The 15,647-nt window shown below is 62.1% G+C and carries 17 protein-coding genes; 5 read left to right on the plus strand and 12 right to left on the minus strand.

Annotation, left to right across the window (positions count from 1 at the left end):
- The first annotated feature begins 109 nt into the window (after positions 1-109).
- Positions 110-574 (plus strand): tRNA (cytidine(34)-2'-O)-methyltransferase, encoded by a 465-nt coding sequence (locus tag ACFPN2_RS14100; protein ID WP_380597536.1) that lies wholly within the window; start codon positions 110-112, stop codon positions 572-574.
- On the opposite strand, the gene gpsA is transcribed toward ACFPN2_RS14100, so the two are convergent.
- From gpsA to ACFPN2_RS14120, 4 genes are all read right to left on the minus strand, one after another.
- Positions 561-1,583 (minus strand): NAD(P)H-dependent glycerol-3-phosphate dehydrogenase, encoded by a 1,023-nt coding sequence (gpsA, locus tag ACFPN2_RS14105; RefSeq protein ID WP_380597537.1) that lies wholly within the window; start codon positions 1,581-1,583, stop codon positions 561-563. The two genes, ACFPN2_RS14100 and gpsA, sit on opposite strands and share 14 nt — an antisense overlap.
- Before the next feature lie 7 nt (positions 1,584-1,590).
- Entirely contained in the window at positions 1,591-2,091 is a 501-nt protein-coding gene (gene secB, locus ACFPN2_RS14110) for a protein-export chaperone SecB (protein ID WP_380597539.1), read from the minus strand.
- An 89-nt stretch (positions 2,092-2,180) separates the two neighbouring features.
- The gene (gene grxC / locus ACFPN2_RS14115) at positions 2,181-2,447 is read right to left on the minus strand and encodes a glutaredoxin 3 (RefSeq protein WP_380597541.1); all 267 of its coding nucleotides are present in this window, start codon (positions 2,445-2,447) and stop codon (positions 2,181-2,183) included.
- Entirely contained in the window at positions 2,447-2,893 is a 447-nt protein-coding gene (locus tag ACFPN2_RS14120) for a rhodanese-like domain-containing protein (RefSeq protein ID WP_380597543.1), read from the minus strand. The genes grxC and ACFPN2_RS14120 overlap by 1 nt, the downstream gene beginning before the upstream one ends.
- A gap of 172 nt (positions 2,894-3,065) precedes the next feature.
- On the opposite strand from ACFPN2_RS14120, the gene ACFPN2_RS14125 reads away from it, so the two are divergent.
- From ACFPN2_RS14125 to ACFPN2_RS14135, 3 genes are all read left to right on the plus strand, one after another.
- Positions 3,066-4,172, plus strand: coding sequence for a murein hydrolase activator EnvC family protein (locus ACFPN2_RS14125; protein WP_380597545.1), 1,107 nt, complete (start codon positions 3,066-3,068; stop codon positions 4,170-4,172).
- A 374-nt stretch (positions 4,173-4,546) separates the two neighbouring features.
- Positions 4,547-5,821, plus strand: a complete 1,275-nt coding sequence (locus ACFPN2_RS14130; RefSeq protein WP_380597546.1) for a S41 family peptidase — start codon at positions 4,547-4,549, stop codon at positions 5,819-5,821.
- A 6-nt stretch (positions 5,822-5,827) separates the two neighbouring features.
- Complete coding sequence (locus tag ACFPN2_RS14135; protein ID WP_380597548.1) at positions 5,828-6,859, plus strand: GGDEF domain-containing protein; 1,032 nt, start codon at positions 5,828-5,830, stop codon at positions 6,857-6,859.
- Between the two features lie 4 nt (positions 6,860-6,863).
- On the opposite strand, the gene ACFPN2_RS14140 is transcribed toward ACFPN2_RS14135, so the two are convergent.
- On the minus strand, positions 6,864-7,262 hold the full coding sequence (locus ACFPN2_RS14140) for an MAPEG family protein (RefSeq protein WP_380597550.1): 399 nt from the start codon (positions 7,260-7,262) through the stop codon (positions 6,864-6,866).
- 150 nt (positions 7,263-7,412) lie between these two features.
- Between ACFPN2_RS14140 and ACFPN2_RS14145 the strand changes: the two genes are divergently transcribed.
- The gene (locus ACFPN2_RS14145) at positions 7,413-7,787 is read left to right on the plus strand and encodes a phage holin family protein (protein WP_380597552.1); all 375 of its coding nucleotides are present in this window, start codon (positions 7,413-7,415) and stop codon (positions 7,785-7,787) included.
- On the opposite strand, the gene ACFPN2_RS14150 is transcribed toward ACFPN2_RS14145, so the two are convergent.
- The 7 genes from ACFPN2_RS14150 to dtd form a co-directional block, all read right to left on the minus strand.
- On the minus strand, positions 7,771-9,714 hold the full coding sequence (locus ACFPN2_RS14150; RefSeq protein WP_380597554.1) for an OPT family oligopeptide transporter: 1,944 nt from the start codon (positions 9,712-9,714) through the stop codon (positions 7,771-7,773). The two genes, ACFPN2_RS14145 and ACFPN2_RS14150, sit on opposite strands and share 17 nt — an antisense overlap.
- Before the next feature lie 4 nt (positions 9,715-9,718).
- On the minus strand, positions 9,719-11,536 hold the full coding sequence (locus ACFPN2_RS14155) for a M2 family metallopeptidase (protein ID WP_380597556.1): 1,818 nt from the start codon (positions 11,534-11,536) through the stop codon (positions 9,719-9,721).
- A gap of 19 nt (positions 11,537-11,555) precedes the next feature.
- A complete protein-coding gene (locus ACFPN2_RS14160; RefSeq protein ID WP_380597558.1) occupies positions 11,556-13,034 on the minus strand; it encodes a peptide MFS transporter in 1,479 nt (492 codons plus the stop codon).
- A gap of 165 nt (positions 13,035-13,199) precedes the next feature.
- On the minus strand, positions 13,200-13,961 hold the full coding sequence (gene tatC, locus ACFPN2_RS14165) for a twin-arginine translocase subunit TatC (protein WP_380597560.1): 762 nt from the start codon (positions 13,959-13,961) through the stop codon (positions 13,200-13,202).
- 8 nt (positions 13,962-13,969) lie between these two features.
- On the minus strand, positions 13,970-14,389 hold the full coding sequence (gene tatB, locus ACFPN2_RS14170) for a Sec-independent protein translocase protein TatB (RefSeq protein WP_380597562.1): 420 nt from the start codon (positions 14,387-14,389) through the stop codon (positions 13,970-13,972).
- Between the two features lie 20 nt (positions 14,390-14,409).
- Positions 14,410-14,640 carry a twin-arginine translocase TatA/TatE family subunit gene (tatA, locus tag ACFPN2_RS14175; protein WP_380597564.1) on the minus strand — a complete coding sequence of 77 codons (231 nt, stop codon included), beginning with the start codon at positions 14,638-14,640 and terminating at the stop codon, positions 14,410-14,412.
- A 75-nt stretch (positions 14,641-14,715) separates the two neighbouring features.
- Entirely contained in the window at positions 14,716-15,171 is a 456-nt protein-coding gene (gene dtd, locus ACFPN2_RS14180; RefSeq protein ID WP_380597566.1) for a D-aminoacyl-tRNA deacylase, read from the minus strand.
- Positions 15,172-15,647 lie beyond the last annotated feature (476 nt).

Here is a 15,647-nt window from a genome sequence, read left to right on the forward strand (position 1 = left end):
GCCTGCGCGTTGATTCGCTACCTCGCGGCTTATTCAAGCTGCGATCCAAGCAGGTTGCCTGTTACCCTTCGCCGCAAATTCTTAGTTTGCGGCTCGCAGGGGCGCTGAGTTGTTCCACGTCATTCTTTTCCAGCCGGAGATTCCTCCCAACACAGGCAACATCATTCGCCTGTGCGCCAACTCTGGCTCGTCATTGCATCTGATTCGGCCGCTGGGTTTCGACATCAGCGAAAAGGCTGTGCGTCGCGCGGGAATGGACTACGCGGATATGGCGAATGTTCGAGCGTGGGATTCGTTGGACGAGTGCTTCAACGCTATCTCTGTGAAGCGCTGGTTCGCGCTCTCAACACGCGGCAAGACTCGCTACGATCAGCCGCGTTTCGTGCCCGGCGATGCGTTCCTGTTCGGACCGGAAACGCGAGGGTTGCCGCAGGACTTGTTAGAAACATGCCCGGTCGAGCACCGGCTGACGATCCCAATGCGCCCCGGCAACCGCAGCCTGAACCTCTCGAACGCCGCCGCCGTCCTGGTCTACGAGGCCTGGCGCCAACTGGAATTCGCTATTCCGGCTTGAGCGCCCGACTCATCAATTCCTTCACCGCAGCCTTCGGCGCCACGCCCTCATAAACGACGCGATAGACCTGCTCGCAAATAGGCATCTCCACGCCGGCGCGCTGGGCAACCGTTCGCACGGCATTGGCAGCGAGCACACCCTCGACCACCTGCCCAATCGTCTTCTGCGCGGCATCGACTTTCTCACCCGACGCCAACGCCAATCCAAAGCGTCGATTGCGCGACTGATTGTCCGTGCACGTGAGCACGAGATCGCCGAGCCCGGCCAAGCCCATGAATGTTTCTTTCTTCGCGCCGAGCGCCACACCCAATCGAGTCATTTCAACCAACCCGCGTGCGATCAACGCAATGCGCGTGTTGGCGCCAAAGCCAAGGCCATCGGAAATACCCGCGCCAATCGCCATCACATTCTTGATGGCACCGCCGACCTCAACACCGGTGATATCAGTCGAGGTATAAGCGCGGAAGTTCTGACCGGAGAAACGCTGAGCGAGCTCAGCCGCGTAAGAAGAATCGGTGGCGGCGATCGTCATCGCCGTTGGCAAGCCCGCTCCGACCTCCTTGGCAAAGGTCGGTCCAGAAATAACGGCCGTGGGCACGCTCTCGCCCAACACTTCGCGCGCGACTTGATGCGGCAACAAGCCGGTGGAAACTTCGAAGCCCTTGGTGGCCCAAGCAACGCGGGCGTTAGCCCGCAAATGCGGAGCGATCTCCTCGAGCATTCCGCGCAGCGCATGACTCGGCACAGCCACGATCACATCGCGGCCGGCCTGCAACGCCGTCTTCAGATCGGGCTCGACACGCAGCTGCTCGGGAAACGGCGCATCCGGCAGATAGCGCGCGTTACGCCGATCGCGTTGGAGCTCGGCGAGATGGATCGAATCGCGCCCCCACAGCAAGGTGGGAAGCGCGACACGAGCTAACTGAATTGCGAGCGCCGTGCCCCAGGAGCCGGCGCCCAGAACCACGCAGGTTGAGCCGTCGGCTGCCGCCTCTGGCGCGACAGACATGGCGCGATCAGTTGAACGAAGGAGTGCCCGGGGCGGCCGGCTGCTGCCCTTGAGCGCGAGCCGCGGCCTGCGCGAACAGCGCGTCGAAGTTCACCGGCGGCAGCAGGAACGGCGGGAAACCGCCCTTCATGAGCAGATCGGAGATCACCTGGCGCGCGTACGGCAGCAGGTAGTTCGGGCAGAAGATGCCGAGCAGGCGCTGCATGTCGTCCTGAGGCACGTTGCGGATGCCGAACGCGCCGGCCTGCTGCAGCTCGACCAGCCACAGCGTCTTGTTGTCCGCCTGCGCTTCGACGCGCACGGTCAGTACGACTTCCTTCATGTCACCGCCGATGTCGTTGACCGCGGTGTTGAGGTTCAGGTTGATCGTGGGATTCGTGTTCGGATTGACGCGCGGGCCGGTCGGCGCCTCGAAAGACACGTCCTTCAGATACACCGCCTGCGGCGCGAACTGCGGCGCATTGGGATCGGCGTTCTGGCCGTTGGCGGCGGGTACTTCGTCAACCATGATTTCGAGTCCTCTGTCGTATTCGTCGAATAATAATGGGCGCGGAATACATGAATATGACTGGAACCCGCGCCGTTGTGCCGTAGCCCTTACCTGGGCAATTGGGCGAGCAGTTTATCCAATTCACCGGCCCTATCGAGAGCCGCGAGGTCGTCGTAGCCGCCGACGTGGCGTTCGCCGATGAAGATCTGCGGCACGGTCCGGCGGCCGTTGCTTTTCTGGAGCATCACTTCGCGCTCGCCCGGGACTTCGTCGACCTTGATCTCGCGGAAGGCCGCGCCTTTGCGCTCCAGCAGATTGCGCGCCCGCTGGCAATAACCGCACCACGCGGTCGAATACATCACGATCTCGCTCATCAGTGCTTACCGTCCTTCTTGGCGGCACCCTTCACCAACGGCAGATTCTCCTGCCGCCAGCTGTTCAGACCGCCGCTCAAGGTCACCACTTTGTTGAAACCCGAAGCGCGCAGCTGGCGCGCGGCTCCGGCCGAGGTCATGCCGGCATCGCAATAGACGATAACCGGCTTCTCCTTGAATTTCTTCAAGGATTCCGCGCGGCTGGCAATGTCAGCCGCAGGGATGTGGCGCGCCTCGATGATGTGTCCAGCCTCGTAGTCCTTGCTGTCTCGAACGTCGACCACCAGCGCGCCGCTGTTGGCGAGCCGGACCGCGTCCGCCGTGCCGACGCTACTGGCACCGCGAGAGCGCTGACGCATCTCGATCACGATCGCAATAACAGCGAGAATCGCCGCAGCGGCGACCAGGAACGGATGGTTGGTGGTGTATTCAAAGAATCGATTCATTGCAGCAGGTCGGGATTCAACCCGTGGGGCTGGCAAAAGGGCGCGAAGTATAACAGCCGAGGCGCTTGCCCAAGTTCCCGGACAACAGGACCTGGGTTTCGCCTAGCCAATGTCAAAATTGCGTCTCGTCACGGCCGCTTTCGCGGCCATCTGCACAGTTGGGTTGGGGACCGTGGCTTTTCAAGCCGCGGCCGCCGGCGCAGCCACCCCTGCCGCCAAGGAAGCCGAGCTCAAGCAGGTCCGTAATCGAATCGACTCCATCCGCCGGAGCATCCAGGCCGAGGCCGAGCGCCGTGACGCGCTGGCCGGGCAGGTGAAAGAAGCCGAGCTGAAGATCCAGTCGGCGCGCGAACGGCTGTCCGATGTCCGCGCCCGCCGGATCGCCTCCGAAAATCGGCTCGCGGATCTCAAGGCCGAGCAGCAGGCGACCAACAAGCGGATCGATGACGAGAGGGACGCGCTCGCCGCCGAAGTGCGGGTGGCTTATATGAATGGCCGCCAGGAGCAGCTGAAGCTACTGCTCAATCAGCAGGACCCGGCGCAGCTGGGCCGCATGATCGCTTACTACGGATATTTCGGCCGGGCCCGCGCCGAGCGCATCACGGCGATCGGCGAGCATCTGGCGCATCTCGAGCTGCTCTCCGAGAGCATCGCCACCGAGACCGAACAGTTGCGCGAAATCGAAGCGGGTCAGGCGCAGGATGTGAAAACACTGGCCGGCGCACGCGATCAACGCGCACGCACGCTGGCCCAGGTGCAATCGAAGATCAAGAACCGCAACGACGAGCTGGCGAAACTGCAGCGCGAAGCGCAGGCGCTGGAAAAGCTGGTGGAAGAATTGCGTCGGGCCATCGAAGAATTCCCCGAGCTGTCCGAGCAACCGTTCCTGCGCGTGAAGGGCAAGCTGCCGTGGCCGGTGAAAGGTTCGCTGCTGGCACGCTTCGGAACGTTACGCGCCGGCGGTCCTTTGAAATGGCAGGGCATGGTCATTGGTGCGGAGCGCGGCACTCAAGTTCGCTCGCCGTTTTATGGTCGCGTGGTGTACGCAGACTGGTTGCCAGGTATGGGCCTGCTCGTCGTGGTCGATCACGGCGGTGGCTATATGAGTTTGTATGGTCACAACGAACAGGTGTATCGCCGCGTCGGCGATCGCGTTCAGCCGGGCGATGTGCTGGCCGCCGTCGGTGACGCGGCGGGCATGGGCAAGCCCGGGTTGTACTTCGAGATCCGCAAAGGTCGCACGGCCCTCGATCCGGCGGACTGGCTGGTGAAGCGCTGAACGCAAATCACGTGCATGCATGTAGGCGACGAAGTCATCGTCACAATCACGCGGACTATTCGCGCGAATCGTTCAGCCGGGGTCATACGCGCGCCAGCCCACTTGGCTACGGCGCGTCCGTACCGATGGTCAGCCGATTCAGCGGTGGACTGATTGCCGCTGCCAGCGTCGGACTGACAGCCTTCGGAGACACGCTTTGACGGGGCTCACGGTTCGATTATCGTGATCTCTCCGTTGAGGATCTTTTGGCCATTCCTTGAACGGCGTCCCGGATTCCCGGCGCCCATGGGCCGCATTGTCGCCGCGTGTTGGACGTGTACTATGGTTAAAGGCCGCCGAACTTGAAGTCTCATCTCCTAATGTCACGCGTAGTCATGCCGTTCCGTTTCGCGCTGGTGCTGGGCGTAGGCGTCATCATGGGCTTTGGCCTGTCGGTGGGGCGCACGGTCCAGGCGCAGCGGGAGATCGATCCGCCGGCCGTCGTGAACGACGAGAGCGACAACGACGGCGACAAGGCCGTGCCCTGGCAGGACGCGCGTCTGCTCGCCGAAGTGCTGGAGCACGTCCGTAAGGAATATGTTGAAAAGATCTCCGACCAGGAGCTGATCGAAGCCGCCATCCGCGGCATGATTTCCGATCTCGATCCGCACTCGGCGTTCCTCGACCCGCAGGAATTCGACGAGATCCGGATCAGCACCACCGGTGAATATTCCGGCGTCGGCATCGAAGTCCAGCTGGAGAACGGCGTGGTCAAGGTGGTGAATCCCATCGAGGGCACCCCGGCGCAGAAAGCAGGCGTGCTTGCCGGCGACACCATTCTCGCGGTCGATGGCGTGCCGGTCAGCGTCGAGAATCTGAATGACACCATCGACCGGATGCGCGGCAAGGCCGGCACGGCGGTGAAGATCAGCATTGCGCGCGTCGATGTGAAAGATCCTTTGGAATTCACGCTGTCCCGCGCCGCCGTGCAGGTTCACAGCGTGCGTGACCAGATGCTCGACGGCGGCGTCGGCTATGTCCGGATCTCGCATTTCAGCGAAACGACCACCTCGGATCTGGAGCGCTCGCTCGCGTCGTTGAAGAAAAAGAACGGCGCGCCGCTGAACGGTCTGGTGCTCGACCTGCGTAACAATCCCGGCGGCGTGCTCGAAGCCGCGGTCGGCGTGTCGGATGTGTTTCTGGAAGACGGTGTCATCGTGACGGCCAACGGCCGCGCCGCCGACGCCCGTTTCGAAATGGATGCTCGCCCCGGCGACGCGCTCGACGGCGCGCCGATGGTGGTGCTCGTGAACGGCAGCTCGGCCTCGGCGTCGGAGATCGTTGCGGGCGCCTTGCAGGATCATCACCGCGCCACGCTGGTGGGTCATCAGACCTACGGCAAGGGCTCGGTGCAGACGGTCCTGCCGCTGTCCGATGGGCATGCCATCAAGCTGACGACTTCGAAGTATTTCACGCCGTCCGGTGCATCGATCCACGAGAAGGGCATCAAGCCCGACGTGCTCGTCAACGAGAAAGACGTGCCCAAGCCGAAGGAAGGCGTGGATGTCACCGAGTCCTACGGCGGCAAGGATGACGTTGAGCTGCAGCTCGCCGTGAGCACTCTGCAGCAGAAGACGAGCGGCGCCATTCGGCAGAGTCGCGCCCCGTAACATTGCATGCGCGCGGCTCAGCCTGCAGCGGCCCAAACTCAGGGATTTGCGGCCAGGGCGTTGCTGTGCCTCGAGCTGCTGACGCTCGCCATCGGCGCGCTGCAGTTTGCTTTCGTTCCCAGTTCGGTTGATCGACCTATCCTGGCCGCAGCGGCACTCGGGCTGCTGACGGTCAGCATTCTGTTCTCGCGCACGGTCCCTGCGTTTCAACGACCGATCGCGCGTCAACACTGCATCGATATCGCGGCGCTGATCGTTTGCATCAGTTTGTTTGCTATCGCCACGGGCTCGGCGCACAGCTTCATCGTGCCGCTGTATCTGGTCCCGCTGGTCGCCGCGTCGCTCGCGTTCGGTCGCTGGTGGATCGTGTTGCTGCTGACGGTGGTGGTCGCGGCAGTCGGTTTCATATTGGGCGCAGTGACGCCCGAGACGGATATCGCAGGGCCTGAGTTCGGCGTGCGTTTATTGAGTGTGCTCGCGCCCGGCGCGGCCATCGCGTTGATCATCGCGGCGTTGATCGAGCAGATGAACAGCGCCGTGCAAAGGATCAGCGATCTGGCGTCGACCGACGCGCTGACCGGCCTGCTGAACCTGCGCTCGTTCGAAGAGATTCTGCAGCAGGAACATCGCAAGGCCGAGCGCTTCGGCCGGCCTTATACGATTGTTGTCGTCGACGTGGACAACCTGGCCCATATCAACGAAACGATGGGCCACGAAGCGGGCAGCCAGGTGTTGGGCGCAGTGGCTGCCGCTATCACTCGCTCCATCCGTACTTCAGACGTCGCGGCCCGGCTCGGTGGCGATGAGTTTGTTGTGTTGCTGACGGAAGCAGATTCGGCGATGGGCGGGGCGATCGCCACGCGCATTCGTAACAACGTCTACGCCGGCACCGTGTCGGTCGCGAACCGGATGGTCCGAGCCAACGTCAATGTCGGCACAGCCAACTTCCCCGAGGATCATCTCTATCCCAAAGAGCTGATGATCCTGGCCGATCAAAACATGCAACAGGACCGGGCCCTGCGGCGGGCACCGGACTGACGATCTAAGCCGCTGCGCCGATCAGAATCGCGCGGATCGCCCAGACCAGGATGCCGATCATCATCGCGAAGCTCGGCAGAATGGTGAGCGCGAAGCCCAGCGCGCGGGATTTGGGATCTTTGACGTAAGCGGCCGCATAGATCGCGCGGCCCAGAATGAATACCACGCCCAGCGCCGCCGCCCACAGCGGGCTGACGTAAGCACCAAAGATCCACAGCGACGGTAGAAACAACATCAGCTGTTCCTGGGTGTTCATTTGCACGCGGAAGTGGCGCTCGAACACCTCGTTGCCGGTCGTGGCGGGCGCCGCCACGCCATACCGGGTGCGGGCCCGGGCGACCTGGAAGCTCAGGTAGAAGAACTGCAGCAGGGCCAGGACGGTGACGATAGCGACAAAAGGCATAGCGTTCCCTCATTGATCAAGTTGGCAGCTCCTGCACATCCGTGTGCCCGCTGCATTTGGGCATCCTGCCCATCACCGACGCCGTGAGGCGTATCATGGCCGGGACGGTTGTGCGCCGTAGCTTACCCGTCGCGTCACGAGGACTGCATCATGACCGGATTTTTCCTGAGAGCCGCCATTGTCGCCCTGGGCTTGTGGCTGGCCACCCAAATTTTCGACGGGCTGATTTTTGACGGCCCGGTCACCTTGCTGGCGGCGGCCGTGCTCCTCGGCATCGTCAACGCCATCGTCCGGCCGATTGCCGTGATCTTGACCTTGCCGCTGACCCTGCTGTCGCTGGGACTGTTCCTGCTGGTCATTAACGCCGGCATGCTCGGCCTGGTGGCGCTGCTGCTGAAAGGATTCAGCATCAGTAGCTTCTGGACCGCACTCGGCGCGTCGTTGATCGTGAGTCTCACTTCCTGGCTGGCCTCCGGCATGATCGCCAACAGCGGCCGCGTCGAAGTGATCACGATGAAGAAGTAGCGCCCTTCACCGCGACCCGATACAGAATCCAGCCGATCACGGCGAAAATCGCCAGGCCGACCAGCTCGCCGAACTGCAGGAACGAGGGCAGCGCCAGCACGTCCGCTTTGCCGCTGTAGACGATCGGGATGGCAATCACGATACCGAGCAAGGCCTCGCCCGTGATCAAGCCAGCGGAGAACAGCACACCTTTGCGATGGATACGTTCGGCCGCGTCGGGATCGTTGTGAACTCCCGCCGCGCGCTCGACCAGATGCGCCAGCAGGCCGCCGAGGAAGATCGGCACAGTCAGATCTAACGGCAAATAGATACCTACGGCCGCAGCCAGCACCGGCGTGCGGAAGTTCGAGCCGCGCTTCTTCAGGATCTCGTCGCAAATAATGATGGCCGCGCCAATCGCCGCGCCGATCCAGATCAAATCCCAGGGCAGCTCGCCACCAAACAAACCTTTCGCGACCGAGGCCATCAAGGTCGCCTGCGGTGCCAGCAGCGGATTCGGATGATCGGGCGTGGGCACGCCGATGCCATAGGCCTTGGCGAGCAGGTTCAACACCGGCGCCATGACCAGCGCACACGAGGCCGCGCCGATGGCCAACATCACCTGCTGCCGCCACGGCGTCGCGCCGATCATGTAGCCGCATTTGAGGTCTTGAAGGTTGTCGCCGGCGACGGCCGCTGCACAGCAGACCACCGCGCCGATCACGATCGCGGCCACCGGGCCCAACGGCGCATTGCTGCCCATGAGCGCGGCCAGTACTAACGACGCGAACAGAATGGTGCCGATGGTGATGCCCGAGACCGGGTTGTTCGATGAGCCCACCAGGCCGGCCATGTACGCCGACACCGAGCTGAACAGAAAGCCCGCGACGATCATGATCAGGGTCATCGGAATGGACACGGCGTAGTTCTGCACGATCGCGTGATACAGGCCGGCCAGCGGCAGGGTGAACGCGATCAAGCCGATCAGCACGGCCTTCATCGGCAGATCTTTTTCGGTCTCCGCGACCACTTTGCTCGCGCCGGCGCGAGCCGCTTCGAGACCGCTGCGAATGCCGGACATGAGCGACTTGCGCAGCGAGATCAGGGTCCAGATACCGCCGATCAGCATTGCGCCCACGCCGAGATAGCGGATCTCCGCGCTCCAGATGATTCCGGCGGCATCCTCGGCGCTGGCGCCGACGAGCCGTGCGGCGAGGATGGGATTGCCGTCGAGGAAGAACGAACTGTAGATCGGGATGGCGATGTTCCAGGACAGGATGCCGCCGGCCACGACCACGATGCCGATGTTCAGACCGACGATGTAGCCCACACCGAGCAGCGCCGGCGACAGGTTCGTTCCCATGTACGCGATGCCTTTGCCGACGAAGCTGCCGAACGCAGCCGAGTCAGGCACCAGGCGCAAGCCGCTGGCCGCGATGAGCTTGCCGATACCGCCCAGCGTCGAAGCGGCGGCGAGCACGCGAATACCGCTGGCGGGATTCTCACCGGCCTTGAGCACTTCAGCCGCGGCCTTGCCTTCAGGAAACGCCAGCTGTTGATCGACGATCAGCGAGCGACGCAGCGGCACCGAGAACAACACGCCGAGAATGCCGCCCAAGCCCGCGATCGCCAGCACCCACCAATATTTGAAGTCGCTCCAATGCCCGAGGATCACCAACGCAGGCACGGTGAAGATCACACCGGCGGCAATCGAGGAGCCGGCCGACGCGCCGGTCTGCACGATGTTGTTCTCGAGAATATGACCGCCGCCGAGCACGCGTAGTACTGCCATCGAAACGACAGCGGCAGGAATCGCCGTCGCTATCGTCAGGCCCGCAAACAATCCGAGGTAAGTATTCGCGGCCGCGAGAATCATCGCGAGCACGACCGAAAGAATGATCGCGCGCGGCGTGAGCTGCGGCACGGATTGAGTCGCGGGTGTATTCATGAGATCACCAGCCGCAGGTTTGGCCTTTGTTCTGTTCTTCCAACCAGGCGAGCAACGGCGCGAAATATTCCGTGATCGCCGATGCGTCCATTTCTCGCGTGCCCGTCAGTTTCTCGAGCGTATCTTGCCAGGGCTGGCTTTGACCCAGCGCCAGCATCTCGCGGAAGCGCTTGCCTGCTTCCTCGTTGCCGTAGATCGAGCACTCATTCAGCGGGCCTTGGAACCCGGCCGCCTGACACAGCGCGCGATGGAACTGGAACTGCAGGATGTAAGACAGGAAATAACGCGTGTACGGCGTGTTCGCCGGAATGTGATATTTCGCGCCCGGATCGAAGTCCTCTTCGGTGCGAGGGACCGGCGCGGCCACACCTTGATACTGCTCGCGCAGCTGCCACCACGCGGCGTTGTAGTTCTCGGGCTTGATCTCGCCGGAGAACACTTTCCAGCGCCATTCATCGATGAGCTTGCCGAACGGCAGGAACGCGAGCTTGTCGAGCGCGAGCCGCATCTGCTGATTGATGGTCGCTTCCTTGCTCGGCTTCACCGCGCCCGCGAGCCCGATCTGATGCAGATACGCCGGCGTCATCGACAGGTTCACCGTGTCGCCGATGGCTTCGTGGAAGCCGTCGTTCGCGCCGCTCTGATACAGATACGGCAGATCTTTATACGACAAGTAATAAAACACGTGGCCGAGCTCGTGATACACCGTCATCAGGTGTTCCTGGGTCGGCTCGATACACTGCTTGATACGGACGTCTTCCTTGCCGTCCATGTGCCACGCGCTGGCGTGACATTGAACGTCGCGGTCGCGCGGCTTCGAGAGCAAGGACCGCTCCCAGAATGTCTGCGGCAGTTTCGGGAAGCCGAGCGAGACGTAGAAGTTCTCGGCCGACTGCGTAATCTTCACTTGATCGTAATTCTGTTTCTCCAGCGCCGCGGTGACGTTCGTGTCGGTGGCGCCGGGGTAGGGCTCGACCAGCGGATAAATCTCGCCCCACTGTTGCGCCCACATGTTTCCAAGCAGCTGCGCCGGAATCGGTTTGCCCGCGGGCACGTGATCCTGGCCGTAAGTTTTCTGCAGCTTGCCGCGAACGTAACAATGCAATGAGCCGTACAGCGGCTTCACTTGCTCCCACAGTCGCGCCGCTTCCTTGGTGAAGTCGTCGGGCGGCATGTCGTAATTCGAGCGCCACATCGCACCGAGATCGGCGAAGCCCAATTCCCGCGCGCCTTCATTTGCAAGCTCGACGAAGCGCACGTAATCCTTGCGGAGCGGGCGAGCGGTCGAATGCCAACCGGTCCACGCGTCGGTCAATTCGTCGTAGTTGCGGCTGTTCGCGAGAATGTTGCTGAGCTGGGTCTGATCCTTACAGGAGTCCGGACCCTTCGGGCAGTACTTGGCGGCGCCGTACATGCCTTCCATCTTCGATGTGATTCCCGCCAGCTCGGAACGCTTCGTGGCGTCGGCAGGCGCCGGCGCCGCGACGCCGAGCTTGAGCAACTGAATCGACCGAGCCGCGTTCGGGCTCAGCTGATCCGGTTTGAAGGCCTTGGCTTTCTCGACCGCGCCGCTGAAATATTCCAGCACGCGCTCATTGGCCTTCGCGTTGAGGAACTCGGTGTCGACGTTGATGAAAGTGGCGTAGGCGAAGCCAGCCGCGCTTTGTTCTTTCGACAGCTCGGCCATTTCATTATTGACCCGAGCGACAAACGAATCGGCGTTTTCGGCCTGAACGGTTGCGGTTGGAGATTGACGCTCGCAGCCGGCAATGGCAAGCACGGCTGCGACTGCTGCAGACAGTCGCACACAAAGACGAGTCATGGCTGTTCTCCGACGGACTTTACTTCACGCCCGCCATCATCTTGCGGATGAACGGGGTCAGCACCAGCAACACCACACCGGCGATGAAGCCCCACCAGAACAGATACAGGAATTGACCGGGCATGCCGGGCAGATTGTTCGGATCGATCTCGCCGGCGAATTGACCGGCGAGATTGTTGCCGAGCGCGGTGGCCAGGAACCACAAGCCCATCACCTGACCGACGAAGCGCGCCGGCGCGAGTTTGGTCATCGAGCTCAGGCCCACCGGGCTGAGACATAACTCGCCGAATGTATGCAGCAGATAAGTGAGGATCAGCCAGGTCGGCAGCACCTTGTCGCCCGCGACGACGTAACGCGCGGCGAGGAACATCACGAGGAAGCCGAAGCCCATCAGGATCAGGCCGACGGCGAATTTCGCCGGTGCCGAAGGATCCAGATTGCGACGACCCAGATTCACCCAGATCGCCGCGAACACCGGCGCAAATAGAATGATGAACGCCGGGTTCACCGCCTGCAGCGTGCCCGCGGGCAATTCCCAGCCGAACATGACTCGGTCGGTGTGACGCTCGGCGAACAAGTTGAACGATGCGCCGGCCTGCTCGAAGCCCGCCCAGAACATGGCGCACGCGATGAACAGCGCGATCATGGCCACGATGCGCTTGCGCTCATCGGTCGCGAGACCGGCGCCAAACAGCAGGTAGGCGAAGAAGCCGGCGGCCAGCGCCACCAGGGCCCAATTGAGCCCCTTCGAAACGACCACGGGGTCGAGCTGAATCACGCCCGTCAACGCGGCCGCCATGAACCCGACGACCACGACCATGAAGCCGATGACCGGTGTCCAGCTCGTCGGCTCGCCCATCGGCACGACGCCGGAGTTGCCCAGGTAATATTTGGTGGCTTGAAACTGCACCAGGCCGATCAACATGCCGATCGCCGGGAGCGCGAAACCTGCGCTCCAACCGAAGGCGGTGGCGGCCATCGGCACCAGCAACGAGCCCAGCGTGGCGCCGGTGTTGATGCCCATGTAAAAAATGGAGAAGCCGGCATCGCGACGCGAGCCGCCTTCGGGATAGAGCTGCGCGACGATGGCGCTGATGTTCGGCTTCAGCAGACCTACGCCGAGCACGATCACCATCAGGCCGATGAAAAACAGCTGCGTGTTGCCCGTGGCGAGGCAGCCGTTACCGAGCATGATCATCACGCCGCCCCAGAACACGGCGCGCTGTTGACCGATGAGACGATCGGCAATCCAGCCACCGAACAGCGACAGCAGATACGTGCCGGAAATATAGAGACCGTAGATGGCACTGGCGGTCTTATCGTCCAGGCCCATGCCGCCGTCGGCGACCGCCGCGGTCATGAACAGGATCAAAATGGCCCGCATGCCATAGTAGGTAAAGCGTTCGAACGCTTCGGTGCCGAACAGGGTCATCAGGCCACGCGGATGACCGAAGATCTGCGGCCCATGGGTGGAATCGCGTTCGATGCTTTGATTCATACGGGAAGGGTCTCCCTGCGGCAGCTCGCGGGCGCGGCACTGCTGTTGTTATGGATGGCAACCATGACAGAAGTCATGGAGACGCAGTCTCACCGATGTGCGCGCCGCGGGGCAAGCTTGCGCAGTAACGGAACGCTTGACGGACCTCGGTGTATACCGAGACGTTCAGGTCTCGACTTCCCCTGCCTGCTGCCGCTTCTTTAGCAGGAAGCGCGACAGGACGATGCCGATCTCATATAGCAGATACATCGGCACCGCCATCATGGTCTGCGACAACGCATCCGGCGGGGTCAGGAAAGCGGCAATGATGAAAATACCCAGCAACACATAGCCGCGATTCTTGGTCAGGGTCTGGATGCTGACCATGCCGGTGGAGATCAGCAGCACGGTCGCGACCGGGATTTCGAAGGCGACGCCGAATGCGAAGAACAGCAGCAGCACGAAATCCAGATAGTTCTGCATGTCCGTCATCATCTGCACGCCCACCGGCGCACTCGTGGTGAAGAACGCGAACATCAGCGGGAACACGACGAAGTAGGCGAAGGCCACGCCGCAGTAGAACAGCACGATGCTCGAAACCACGAGCGGCACGGCGAAGCGCTTCTCGTGCTTGTACAAGCCGGGCGCGACAAAGGCCCACGCTTGATACAGCACATAAGGCATGGCGGCGAACAGCGCGACGAACAGCGAGAGCTTCAGCGGCGCGAGGAACGGCGAGACCAGACTGGTCGCGATCATCGACGTGCCTTTCGGCATCTTCTCCATCAACGGCGTCGCGACCAGCGTGAACAGCTCGTTCGAGTAGATGGCACAGGGAACGAACAGCACGCCGATCGCAATCACGGCGCGCAGCAGCCGGTCGCGCAATTCGACCAGGTGCGAGATCAGCGAGCCTTCGGCTAATTGTTCGCGCTCGTCAGCACTCATGCGCGAGCTCACTGCACAGCTTTGGAGGTGGGCGTCTCAGCGGCCGATTGGGGCGGCGGCTCCATGCCGGAAACCATGGTTTGCAGATCCAGTCCCGAAGCATTGTGAGGTTTATCGCTGACGGGCGGCGGTTCGGCCGCGGGAGGCGTTTCAGTATGAGTGGACTCGACCGGTGACGTCGCGCTGGCGGCGGTATCGGTCGACGGCGGCGGCGAAGCGGGCGGCGGCGCCTGCATGGGACGAGACTTGGTCATCTCCTCCAGGTTCACTTCCTGCTCCAGCTGCGTGCGCAACTGACGCGCCATGGCGCGGGCACGACCGGTCCAGCGGCCGACCTTCTCGGCCAGGCCGGGCAACTTCTCCGGTCCGAGCACCAGCAGCGCCAGGCCCAGGATCAGAACAATCTCGGTGAAACCGACTTCGAACATCGCGCGCCGCGGTCAAAACATCAAACGTTGGAAGACTTGCTGCCCGTCTTCGGCGTCGAATTGAAATCGGCGTCCTTTTGCTGAGGGGCGTTGAGCTGCTGCGTCTCCTTGTCGTCCTCGTCTTCCATGGCCTTCTTGAAGCCCTTCACGGCACCGCCCAGGTCCGAGCCAATGGTCTTGAGTCGCTTGGCGCCGAAGATCAGCAGCGCAATGGCGAGGATGATCAGAAGTTCTTTGAAACCGATGCCCATACGATTCTCCCGCTTCGCAAAGCCGCCGGATCATACGCCACCCATCTGTCGAGTGGGTGGCGCCGGCCTCGAAAACTAGCCCTTGAGCTCAGGCTCCACCTGCAGCCAAAACGTCACCGGACCGTCATTCGTCAGACTGACCTGCATGTTGGCGCCGAACTCTCCGGTTTGGACCGCGCCGAGGCGCGCTCGTGCCCGTCCCACCAAATAATCGAACAATCGCCGCCCATCCTCGGGCGCGGCCGCCGGGCTGAAGCCCGGGCGCGTGCCGCTACGCGTATCCGCCGCCAGTGTGAACTGCGAGACCAGCAACAGCTGTCCGCCAATGTCCTGCAAACTGCGATTCATGCGGCCTTCGGTGTCCGGAAACACGCGGTAGGTACACAGTCGTTCCAACAACCGGTCCGCCTGCGCCTCGCTGTCGCCTCGCTCCACACCTACCAATACCAATAATCCCGTGTCGATGGCGCCCACCTGCCGGTCGGCAACTCGAACTTCGGCATGGGTGACGCGCTGGAGCAGGCCAATCATTGCAGGTCGCTGATAAGGATGGTTCAGCAGGATAACGGAGGCGGACTAAACGTAAATGAAGTTTCCGTCACAGCGGATATATTCCACTGACAGGGCAATGCGACTTTGAATTTACCGCCATATCCCCACTCAGCAGCGGTTTTATTTAAATCCGTCGCGCTAGTTCGGAGTCTGGGCCGCTTCGCGGCCCGCCACACTGAGCTTCGCTCGTGTATCGGCCCAAGTTCGCACCAAGTGGGATTTATGAGCCGAATATAAAGACGGCTTTGGAGTTTGTGTTGTTCCGAACCAGGGAGTCGGCCAAAAACTACACTTGCGGCTGGAAGAGGCGCTGACCTCGGCCTCATCCCCCGGTTATGACAGCTCCTGAACTGTCATGGAGTTTTCGCCACTCAACCCGCTGAACCGTAAAAGAATCTTCCCGCCGTTGTCATCCACCGGTCACGTTCCGGGCCGAGTCTGCGCGCACCGCAAGC

This window comes from Steroidobacter flavus, assembly GCF_042651805.1.
Lineage (GTDB): Bacteria > Pseudomonadota > Gammaproteobacteria > Steroidobacterales > Steroidobacteraceae > Steroidobacter > Steroidobacter flavus.

Excerpts from the sequence above, each read along its gene's own strand:
- gpsA (WP_380597537.1), bottom strand. The coding sequence starts at position 1,583 with ATGTCTGTCGCGCCAGAGGCGGCAGCCGACGGCTCAACCTGCGTGGTT.
- secB (WP_380597539.1), bottom strand. The coding sequence starts at position 2,091 with ATGGTTGACGAAGTACCCGCCGCCAACGGCCAGAACGCCGATCCCAAT.
- grxC (WP_380597541.1), bottom strand. The coding sequence starts at position 2,447 with ATGAGCGAGATCGTGATGTATTCGACCGCGTGGTGCGGTTATTGCCAG.
- ACFPN2_RS14120 (WP_380597543.1), bottom strand. The coding sequence starts at position 2,893 with ATGAATCGATTCTTTGAATACACCACCAACCATCCGTTCCTGGTCGCC.
- ACFPN2_RS14130 (WP_380597546.1), top strand. The coding sequence starts at position 4,547 with ATGCCGTTCCGTTTCGCGCTGGTGCTGGGCGTAGGCGTCATCATGGGC.
- ACFPN2_RS14135 (WP_380597548.1), top strand. The coding sequence starts at position 5,828 with ATGCGCGCGGCTCAGCCTGCAGCGGCCCAAACTCAGGGATTTGCGGCC.
- ACFPN2_RS14140 (WP_380597550.1), bottom strand. The coding sequence starts at position 7,262 with ATGCCTTTTGTCGCTATCGTCACCGTCCTGGCCCTGCTGCAGTTCTTC.
- ACFPN2_RS14145 (WP_380597552.1), top strand. The coding sequence starts at position 7,413 with ATGACCGGATTTTTCCTGAGAGCCGCCATTGTCGCCCTGGGCTTGTGG.
- ACFPN2_RS14150 (WP_380597554.1), bottom strand. The coding sequence starts at position 9,714 with ATGAATACACCCGCGACTCAATCCGTGCCGCAGCTCACGCCGCGCGCG.
- ACFPN2_RS14155 (WP_380597556.1), bottom strand. The coding sequence starts at position 11,536 with ATGACTCGTCTTTGTGTGCGACTGTCTGCAGCAGTCGCAGCCGTGCTT.
- ACFPN2_RS14160 (WP_380597558.1), bottom strand. The coding sequence starts at position 13,034 with ATGAATCAAAGCATCGAACGCGATTCCACCCATGGGCCGCAGATCTTC.
- tatC (WP_380597560.1), bottom strand. The coding sequence starts at position 13,961 with ATGAGTGCTGACGAGCGCGAACAATTAGCCGAAGGCTCGCTGATCTCG.
- tatB (WP_380597562.1), bottom strand. The coding sequence starts at position 14,389 with ATGTTCGAAGTCGGTTTCACCGAGATTGTTCTGATCCTGGGCCTGGCG.
- tatA (WP_380597564.1), bottom strand. The coding sequence starts at position 14,640 with ATGGGCATCGGTTTCAAAGAACTTCTGATCATCCTCGCCATTGCGCTG.
- dtd (WP_380597566.1), bottom strand. The coding sequence starts at position 15,171 with ATGATTGGCCTGCTCCAGCGCGTCACCCATGCCGAAGTTCGAGTTGCC.